Annotated in this window: 9 protein-coding genes; 5 read left to right on the top strand and 4 right to left on the bottom strand. The window is 69.1% G+C overall.

Annotated features, from left to right (window positions below):
* A complete protein-coding gene (locus DQP56_RS11570; protein WP_435673853.1) occupies nt 1-894 on the top strand; it encodes a diacylglycerol kinase in 894 nt (297 codons plus the stop codon).
* A 96-nt stretch (nt 895-990) separates the two neighbouring features.
* Here DQP56_RS11570 and DQP56_RS11575 read toward each other — a convergent pair whose 3' ends face one another.
* From DQP56_RS11575 to DQP56_RS11585, 3 genes are all read right to left on the bottom strand, one after another.
* Nucleotides 991-1,503 carry a DUF3145 domain-containing protein gene (locus DQP56_RS11575; RefSeq protein WP_112685545.1) on the bottom strand — a complete coding sequence of 171 codons (513 nt, stop codon included), beginning with the start codon at nt 1,501-1,503 and terminating at the stop codon, nt 991-993.
* A gap of 128 nt (nt 1,504-1,631) precedes the next feature.
* Nucleotides 1,632-2,459 (bottom strand): serine hydrolase domain-containing protein, encoded by an 828-nt coding sequence (locus DQP56_RS11580; protein WP_112685533.1) that lies wholly within the window; start codon nt 2,457-2,459, stop codon nt 1,632-1,634.
* Nucleotides 2,460-2,470: 11 nt separating this feature from the next.
* The gene (locus DQP56_RS11585; RefSeq protein ID WP_112685535.1) at nt 2,471-3,469 is read right to left on the bottom strand and encodes an AraC family transcriptional regulator; all 999 of its coding nucleotides are present in this window, start codon (nt 3,467-3,469) and stop codon (nt 2,471-2,473) included.
* A gap of 93 nt (nt 3,470-3,562) precedes the next feature.
* On the opposite strand from DQP56_RS11585, the gene DQP56_RS11590 reads away from it, so the two are divergent.
* Genes DQP56_RS11590 through DQP56_RS11600 form a run of 3 tightly spaced genes read left to right on the top strand, consistent with a single transcriptional unit; the run spans nt 3,563 to nt 7,087 of the window.
* A complete protein-coding gene (locus tag DQP56_RS11590; RefSeq protein ID WP_112685537.1) occupies nt 3,563-5,365 on the top strand; it encodes an N-acyl-D-amino-acid deacylase family protein in 1,803 nt (600 codons plus the stop codon).
* 10 nt (nt 5,366-5,375) lie between these two features.
* Nucleotides 5,376-6,461, top strand: coding sequence for an S-(hydroxymethyl)mycothiol dehydrogenase (locus DQP56_RS11595; RefSeq protein WP_112685539.1), 1,086 nt, complete (start codon nt 5,376-5,378; stop codon nt 6,459-6,461).
* On the top strand, nt 6,458-7,087 hold the full coding sequence (locus tag DQP56_RS11600; RefSeq protein ID WP_112685541.1) for an MBL fold metallo-hydrolase: 630 nt from the start codon (nt 6,458-6,460) through the stop codon (nt 7,085-7,087). Before DQP56_RS11595 ends, DQP56_RS11600 begins: the two co-directional genes overlap by 4 nt.
* 157 nt (nt 7,088-7,244) lie before the next feature.
* Here DQP56_RS11600 and DQP56_RS11605 read toward each other — a convergent pair whose 3' ends face one another.
* Nucleotides 7,245-7,880: an SHOCT domain-containing protein gene (locus DQP56_RS11605; RefSeq protein WP_112685549.1), complete on the bottom strand. Its 636-nt coding sequence runs from the start codon at nt 7,878-7,880 to the stop codon at nt 7,245-7,247.
* 143 nt (nt 7,881-8,023) lie between these two features.
* On the opposite strand from DQP56_RS11605, the gene DQP56_RS11610 reads away from it, so the two are divergent.
* Nucleotides 8,024-8,916: class I SAM-dependent methyltransferase (locus tag DQP56_RS11610; protein ID WP_112685551.1), on the top strand; the 893-nt coding region annotated here is incomplete at its 3' end.

The raw sequence follows: 8,916 nt of genomic DNA on the forward strand, positions 1-8,916 counted from the left end.
ATCGGGCGGGTCACGCTGCTGACCAATCCGGCGGCCGGGCACGGCAACGCCCGGCATGCGGCCGAGCGGGCCCTCGCCCGCTTCCAGCAGCGCGGCGTGGACATCAACCACATCGTCGGCTCCGATCCCCGGCACGCCCGGCAGCTGCTCGACGAGGCGCTGGCCGCCGGCACCGACGCCGTGGTGGTGGCCGGCGGCGACGGGGTCATCTCGTTGGCGCTGCAGGCGCTGGCCCTCGGCGCCGTGCCGTTGGGAATCATCCCTGCCGGCACCGGCAACGATCACGCCCGCGAATACGGTCTGCCCACCGGGAACCCCGAGGCGGCCGCCGACGTCGTCGTCGACGGATTCACCGAAACGGTCGATTTGGGCCGCATCACTCCCGACGGCGGCGCCCCGTCGTGGTTCGGCACCGTGATGGCGGCCGGCTTCGACTCACTGGTCAGCGATCGGGTCAACCGGATGCGCTGGCCGCACGGGCGGATGCGCTACAACCTGGCCATGGTGGCCGAGATGTCCAAGCTGCGGCTGCTGCCGTTCCGGCTGACCTTCGACGACGACGAGCCGATAGACATCGAACTGACGTTGGCGGCGTTCGGCAACACCCGCAGCTACGGCGGCGGCATGCTGATCTGCCCGCACGCCGACCACGCCGACGGCCTGCTCGACGTCACGATGGTGCACTCGGGATCGCGCACCAAGCTGATCCGGCTGTTCCCCACCGTGTTCAAGGGCACCCACGTGGATCTCGACGAGGTGAGCACCCGGCGGGCGGCCACTATCCGGGTGGAATGCCCGGGCATCAACGCCTACGCCGACGGAGACTTCGTCGCCCCGCTGCCGGTGACGGTGACGGCGGTGCCGGGCGCGCTGCAGATCCTGCGCCCCGAGTGACGCCGAGCAGTCCCCCGCAAGCGGGAGGTGCCCCCAGCGAAAGCCCCTAGTTTCCGGCCAAAATGGGGGCTTTCATGTCTGCTCGCGCCGAAGAAATCAGCCCACGCCACGGCTGAGCCAGGACACCTCCGCGCCGTCGCCGCCGTCGCGGAAGGGCTCCAGAGCCTCGTCCCAGGCGGTGCCCAGCACCGTCTCCAACTCGGCGGCCAACGCGTCGGCGCCGGCCGCCATCATGGTGCGCAGGCGGTTCTCGCCGACCATCACGTCACCGTTGGCGCTCATCGATCCACTCCACAGCCCCAATTGAGGGGTGTGGCTGAACCGGTGCCCGTCGACGCCGGCGCTGGGATCTTCGGTGACCTCGAATCGCAATACTGACCAGGAGCGCAGCGCGCTGGCCAGGCGAGCACCGGTCCCGACCGGACCGACCCAGTTGACCACCGCACGCAGTTGCCCGGGCATGGCCGGCTGTGGTGTCCAGTTGAGCTTGGCCTGCGCGTTCAACGTCGAGGTCAGCGCCCACTCGACATGCGGGCACACCGCCGCGGGCGACGCGTGGATGTACACCACGCCGCTGGTCACGTCGGCGAATTGATTCGTCGCGCGCATCAGTTGCTCCTTCGGATCCACGAGGGACGTCTTCCCCAACGACCTGGCGGAACCGTGTGGAACAGGGCTGATGCTGCTGTTTAATTAGAGTCGTATGTGTCTATTGTGCCTCGTGAGACGCCTGTTGGCTAGTCCCCGCCGAACTCCGACACGACCGCGTCGGCCAGCTCCGGCCACAGCGGCATCGCCCAGTCGCCGAAGTTGCGGTCGGTGAGCACCACCAACACCCGCTCGATCACCGGATCAGCCCAGATCAGCGTGCCTGACTGGCCGAAATGACCGTAGGTGCGCACCGAGTTGGCCGAGCCGGTCCAGTGCGGCGACTTGCCGTCGCGGATCTCGAAGCCGAGCCCCCAGTCGTTCGGCCGCTGCCGTCCGTAGCCGGGCAGCACGCCGTCCAGTCCGGGGAACTGCACGGTGATGGCCTCAGCGTGCAACTGCGGCGACACCGTCACCGGTGCCAGCAGGTCGCCGGCGAAGGCAGCCAGGTCGGCCACCGTCGAGGTGACCCCATATCCGGCTGCCGCGGAGCCGCCGTCCAGCCGGCTGGCCGACATGCCCAGCGGTTCGAACACCGCCTCGGTCAAATACCGGCCGAATTCGATCCCGGACGCCTGCTGCACCGCCTCGGCCAGCACCGCAAAGCCGTGATTGGAATACACCCGCCGGGTGCCCGGCTTGGCCAGCACCCGGTCGGAGTCCAACGAGAGCCCGGAGGCATGCGCAAGCAGATGTCGCACCGTGGCGCCGGGCGGCCCGGCCGGAGTGTCCAACTCCACGGCGCCCTCCTCGACCGCAACCTGCACCGCGCGTGCCACCAAGGGCTTGGTCACCGACGCCAGATAGAACGGCCGCGTGGTATCGCCGCGGTCGGCCAGCACGCCCTGCGGGCCAATGACCGCGGCCGCGACGTTGTCGACGGGCCAGTCACCGAGGGCAGCGAGGGCTTCAGGCATCGGCCGCCAGCCTAGCCTCGAACCGCCTTGCGGTAACTGCTCGCGGTGCACCCGAACCAGCGACGGCAGGACCGGCTGAGCACGCTCTGCTCGGCGTACCCGAGTTCGCGGGCCAGGTGCGACAGGCTGATGTCGGTCTCGCGCAGATACCGGTCTGCGGCGTCTCGGCGGACACCGTCGACCAGGGCGGCGAACGTGGTCTGCTCGGCGGCCAGCCGCCGGTGCAGCGCCTTGGGGTGCAGGCCGAGCTCGTCGGCGATCAGCTCCAGGCTCACCGTCCCGGTGGGCAACAGCTGGCGGGCCATGACGCGCACCGACGCGGCGATGCCGGGCGACTCGTCGGTCATAGCGCGCAGGTAATGCACCATGGCCTGATGCGCCTGGTCGTCACGGTGCAGCGGGCGGTTCAGGTCGGCGGTACGGAAGGTGAACCCCGCGACCGGCTGCGCGAAGTAGGGTCGGCAGCCGAAGTAAGCCAGGTAGTCACGCACCGGGGTCAAGGGTTCATGCGGAAGATGCACCGACAGCGGCGCGTACGGGCTGTCGAACATCATCCGCATGATGCCCAGCGACACCCCGAGCGACAGCTCGGTGGTCTGCGGGTGCGGCGGCGAGCGCTCGAGCAGGACGTCGAAGGCATAGAACGACTCGCTGCTCTTCGCCCCCGGGGTGACGCGAGCCGAGATCGCCGGGCTGTAGGCGGACATGAACCGCTCCACGATCGAGAAGCCGCCGCCGACGGTGGCCGCGGTGCGCGCTGCCACGCCCAGCGGCCCGAAGATGTCGATGTCCTGGCGCAGTGCCAGCCGTCGCCCGAAATCCGGGCAATCGACTGCATTCGCGGCATTCTCGACGGCCAGGATCACCGCGCGGTACGGCACGAACACCTCGTGCGTCCCGGCCGCCCCAGACGGCACCCCGGCCGCCGCCAGTAACGCCGCCGGATCGCCGCCGAGTTCGGCGACCAACTCCGGGTAACCGGACAACGCGGTGCCGCGCACCACCGACATGTCCGCAAATATCAAAGAAATGTCCGCAGATGTCAAGACTTCCGCTGCGGGGCAGGCCATGCTGAATCAGGCATCGACCGGAAGGAACGTCCCGTGAGCTTTGACACCGTAATTCGTGGCGGCCGGTGGTTCGACGGCACCGGCGCGCCGTCGGCGATCCGCAACGTCGGTATCCGCGACGGTCATGTCGCCGCGATCTCGGCCGAACCGCTCGACGAAGCCGGCTGCGGCCAGGTGATCGACGCCGCCGGCAAATGGGTGCTGCCAGGACTGCTCGACATCCACACCCACTACGACGTCGAGGTGCTGGTCGCGCCGTCGCTGTCGGAGTCGGTCCGGCACGGTGTCACCACGGTGCTGGTCGGATCGTGTTCGTTGTCGACGATCCACGTCGACGGCCAGGACGCCGGCGACCTGTTCGGCCGGGTGGAGGCGATCCCGCGCCAGTACGTCGTCGACACCATCGACAAGCACAAGGACTGGTCAAGTTGTGCGGACTACATCGCCGGCCTGGAGCGGCTGCCGCTCGGCCCGAACGTGACGGCATTCATCGGGCATTCCGATATGCGCGCGGCGACCATGGGGCTGGATCGCGCCACCCGCGCCGACGTTCGGCCCACCGCGGCCGAGCAGGCCCGCATGGAGCAGATGCTCGACGAGGCACTGCAGGCCGGGTTCGTCGGGATGTCTTCCCAGCAGCTGCTTTTCGACAAGATGGACGGGGATGTCTGTCGGTCACGCACCCTGCCGTCGACGTATGCCAAGCCCAAGGAACTGCGCCGGCTGAAGTCCAAGCTGCGCCGCAGCGGACGGATTCTGCAGGCCGGCCCGGACGTCAAGAACCCGCTGGACGTGGTGTCGCAACTGGCGCAGGCACTGGGGATTTTCCGCCGGCCACTCAAGACCAGCCTGCTGGCCGCCGCCGACGTCAAGAGCAACCCGCTTGCGGTTCCGGCGATGATCAAGGCCTCGCGCATGCTGAACAAGCTGGGCGCCGATTTCCGCTGGCAGCACCTGCCGGTGCCGTTCGAGGTCTACGCCGACGGCATCGATCTGGTGATCTTCGAGGAGTTCGGCTCCGGCGCCGAGGCGCTGCACCTGCGCGAGTCGGTCGAACGCGACGAGCTGATGCGCGACGAGGGCTACCGGCGGCGCTTCCGCAAGGACTACCAGAACAAGTACGGCCCCCGGGTCTGGCATCGCGATTTCTTCGACGCCGAGATCGTCGAGTGCCCCGACGCGTCGGTGATCGGGAAGTCCTTCGGTCAGGTCGGGGTGGACCGCGGCGGGGTGCATCCCGTCGACGCCTTTCTCGACCTGGTGCTAGAACACGGGACCGCGCTGCGCTGGCACACCACCATCTCCAACCACCGGCCCGACATGCTCCGCAAGATCGCCCGCGAGCCGGGCGTCCAGATGGGCTTCTCCGACGCCGGCGCGCACCTGCGCAACATGGCGTTCTACAACATGGGCCTGCGGATGCTGCGCCACGTCCTCGACGCCCAGCAGGCCGGGCACCCGTTCCTGTCGATCGAGCAGGCGGTGCACCGGCTGACCGGTGAACTGGCCGACTGGTACCGCATCGACGCCGGCCACCTGCGAGTGGGTGATCGCGCCGACGTCGTGGTGATCGACCCCGCCCACCTCGACGACACGCTGGATGCCTATGTCGAGGAGACCTTCGCCGCCTATGGCGGTATGTCGCGCATGGTCAACCGCAACGACGAGGCGGTCACCGCCGTTTTCATCTCGGGCCGCGCGGTGGTCCTCGACGGGCAACCCACCGGCGTGCTCGGCACGCAGCGCACCGGAAGCTTCCTGCGCCCCGACACCCGCACCCCGGCCGTCACCGCGCAGGCCACGGTGCCGGCGGCGGGCGCGCCAACCGCAACATAAGGTTGGGATCATGAGTCAGACAGTGCGCGGCGTGATCTCCCGCGAAAAGGGCAAACCGGTCGAAGTGACCGACATCGTCATCCCCGACCCGGGCGCCAACGACGTCGTCGTCGCCATCACCGCCTGCGGGGTGTGCCACACCGACCTGACCTACCGCGACGGCGGCATCAACGACAGCTACCCGTTCCTGCTGGGCCACGAGGCCGCCGGCACCGTCGAGGCGGTCGGGTCGGCGGTGACCGCCGTGGCGCCCGGCGATTTCGTGATTCTGAACTGGCGTGCGGTGTGCGGACAGTGCCGGGCCTGCAAGCGCGGTCGCCCGCACTTGTGCTTCGACACCTTCAATGCCTCGAAGCCGATGACGTTGGCCGACGGCACCGAGCTCACCCCGGCGCTGGGCATCGGGGCGTTCGCCGACAAGACACTGGTCCACGAGGGCCAGGCCACCTTGGTCGACCCGGCCGCCGACCCCGCGGTGGCCGGACTGTTGGGCTGCGGGGTGATGGCCGGTGTGGGTGCGGCGATCAACACCGGCGGCGTCACCCGCGACGACACCGTGGCGGTGATCGGCTGCGGCGGCGTAGGCGACGCCGCGATCGCCGGTGCGGCCCTGGTCGGCGCCCGCCGGATCATCGCCGTGGACACCGACGACACCAAACTGGACTGGGCCCGCGGCTTCGGCGCGACCGACACCATCAACGCCCGCACCCAGGACCCGGTAGAGATCATCCAGGAGCTCACCGACGGCTTCGGCGCTGACGTGGTGATCGACGCCGTCGGACGCCCAGAGACCTGGAAGCAGGCGTTCTACGCCCGCGATCTGGCGGGAACCGTTGTGTTGGTGGGAGTTCCGACCCCCGACATGCGGCTGGACATGCCGTTGATCGACTTCTTCTCCCACGGCGGGTCGCTGAAGTCGTCCTGGTACGGCGACTGCCTGCCCGAGCGCGACTTCCCCACGCTGATCAGCCTCTACCTGCAGGGCCGGCTGCCGCTGGAGAAGTTCGTCTCCGAACGCATCGGACTCGACGACATCGAGGAGGCCTTCGAAAAGATGCACGAAGGTAAGGTGTTGCGCTCGGTGGTGATGTTGTGAGCGGCCCCGCCATCCAGCGTGTCATCACCAGCGGCACGTTCGAGCTCGACGGCGGCAGTTGGGACGTCGACAACAACATCTGGATCGTCGGCGACGACTCGGAGGTGGTGGTCTTCGACGCCGCCCACACCGCCGCGCCGATCATCGAGGCCGTCGGCGGCCGCAAGGTGGTCGCGGTGGTGTGCACGCACGGCCACAACGACCACATCACCGTGGCGCCGGAACTCGGCGAAACGTTCGACGCCCCGGTGCTGCTGCACCCCTCAGACGAGATGCTGTGGCAGATGACGCATCCGGACGAGGACTTTCGGCCGCTATCGGACGACCAGACGCTGCGGGTGGCCGGCACCGAGCTCCGGGCCCTGCACACCCCGGGCCATTCGCCGGGATCGGTGTGCTGGTACGCGCCCGAACTGGGCGCGGTATTCAGCGGCGACACGCTGTTCTGCGGCGGGCCGGGGGCAACGGGACGCTCGTTCTCGGATTTCCCGACGATCCTGGCGTCGATCTCCGAGCAGCTCGGCAGTCTGCCGGCCGACACCGTCGTCTACACCGGCCACGGCGACAACACCCGCATCGGCGACGAACTGGTCAACTACGACGAATGGGTGGCCCGCGGCCACTGACGATGCACCGCGAGGAACGAGCGGTGAGGAGGAAGCGGCCCAACCAGCACAGCCACTGACGATGCACCGCGAGGAACGAGCGGTGAAGAGGAAGCGGCCCAACCAACCCAGCCACTGACGATGCACCGCGAGGAACGGTGAAGAGGAAGCGGCAGCGTCAGCGTTCGTCGAGGATTCGCCGCTTCTCGGCCTCGAACTCGGCCGCCGTCAACGCGCCACAATCACGCAGTGCCGTAATCGTTTTGAGCTGTTCGATACGGATGCCCTCGCCGTCGGGGTCCAGCGCCGCGCCCACCGTCGGCCGGCTACGGTCGCGGACCTGCCAGAATCGTGCTCCAATCAGCCCCACCGTGCCCAGCCCGAACACCGCCGCGAACACCCACGGAAGCGAACCGTAAGCGCCGGACCTGCCGAAGGCCAGCCGCGGCGCGATGAAGCCGCCGACGTCGCCGTCCGTGGTGATCTGGTAGTCGCCGGGCGCCGCCACCTGCACCCGCCACAACCGCCGCCGGGAGTCGTTGTTGACCGTCGTCGTGATCCCGACGCTCTCGGTGAACTCCGGATCGGCCGCCCCGGCCGGTGCCACCACGCCCAGGCTCAACGGCGGCACCGGCAGGCCGCCGCCGCTGGGACTGGAGATGACCCGGGTGTGCAGGCTCACCGTCACCTCGCCGGCCGGAAGGTGGACGGTGCCCGTCCCGGGGATCGGCACCTCGCCGTAGGCGTTGTAGCGATCCAGCACGAAAACGTTGAGCGTCAGCGCAACCACGAACCCGATGGCGCCGATGGCCATCAGGACCGCCGAGACCACGACCGGAACCCGTCGGGTCGCCCGCGCGCCGCTCACCTGGGCAGTCTGCCACGGTGATCACCGGCGGCACACCCGCTACCGTCGGAGGTGGTGTCCGCGAACGCCCGCAACGGTGGGAGGTGCACATGCGGGAGTCGAGCATCGTCGTCCGCCCGGCGGCTGCCGGCACCCCCTCGAGACGATTGCAGGCAGCCGGCCTGGCCCATGCCACCGCCGTGTTCGAACAGCTGGCGGCCACGGTCCCGCTACCGCGCGCGCCGCGGCCGATCGTGGTCGCCGACTACGGCGCGGCGACCGGCTACAACTCACTGCTGCCGATCGGTGCCGCCATCGCGGCGTTCCGGCGGCGCACCCGGCCCGACCACGCCGTGCTGGTGGCACACACCGACCTGCCCGACAACGACTTCACCGCGCTGTTCAGCACGCTTGCCGACGATCCGGACAGTTACACCCGCAAGGACGCGGCAAGCTTCCCCTCGGCGATAGGCCGGTCGTTCTACGCCCAGATCCTGCCGTCGCAGAGCGTCAACCTGGGCTGGACTTCGTGGGCGACGATGTGGCTGCGCCGACCCGCCGAAGAACTGCCCGAATTCGATGATCACGTCCATGTCGACCACAGCGACGACGCCGGCGCCCGGCAGGAGTACACCCGCCGAGCCGCTCAGGACTGGCACGACTTCCTGGCCTTCCGCGGCCGGGAACTGGCCCCGGGCGGCAAACTGCTGGTGTTGACCGCGGCCGTCGACGCGCAGGGCCGGTCCGGCTACCAGCCCGTGCTGGACGCCATCGTCGCGGCGCTCCACGAACTGGTTCGCGACGGCTTGCTGAGCCGCGACGAGGTCACTCGGATGACCATCCCGGTGCTCGGCCGCAGTGAGAAGGAGCTTCGCGCGCCGTTCGCCCCGGCCGGGCGGTTCGAAGCACTGACAATCGATCGACTCGAGGTGTTCGACGCCGAGGACCGGTTCTGGGAGCGCTACCTGCTCGACGCCGACGCGCGTGCGCTGGGCGCCCGGTG

The organism is Mycolicibacter senuensis (genome assembly GCF_003284925.1).
Classification (GTDB): Bacteria; Actinomycetota; Actinomycetes; order Mycobacteriales; family Mycobacteriaceae; genus Mycobacterium; species Mycobacterium algericum_A.

Coding starts and splice junctions, on each gene's coding strand:
- DQP56_RS11575 (WP_112685545.1), bottom strand. CDS start 1,503: ATGCGCGCGACGAATCAATTCGCCGACGTGACCAGCGGCGTGGTGTAC.
- DQP56_RS11580 (WP_112685533.1), bottom strand. CDS start 2,459: ATGCCTGAAGCCCTCGCTGCCCTCGGTGACTGGCCCGTCGACAACGTC.
- DQP56_RS11585 (WP_112685535.1), bottom strand. CDS start 3,469: ATGTCGGTGGTGCGCGGCACCGCGTTGTCCGGTTACCCGGAGTTGGTC.
- DQP56_RS11595 (WP_112685539.1), top strand. CDS start 5,376: ATGAGTCAGACAGTGCGCGGCGTGATCTCCCGCGAAAAGGGCAAACCG.
- DQP56_RS11605 (WP_112685549.1), bottom strand. CDS start 7,880: ATGGCCATCGGCGCCATCGGGTTCGTGGTTGCGCTGACGCTCAACGTT.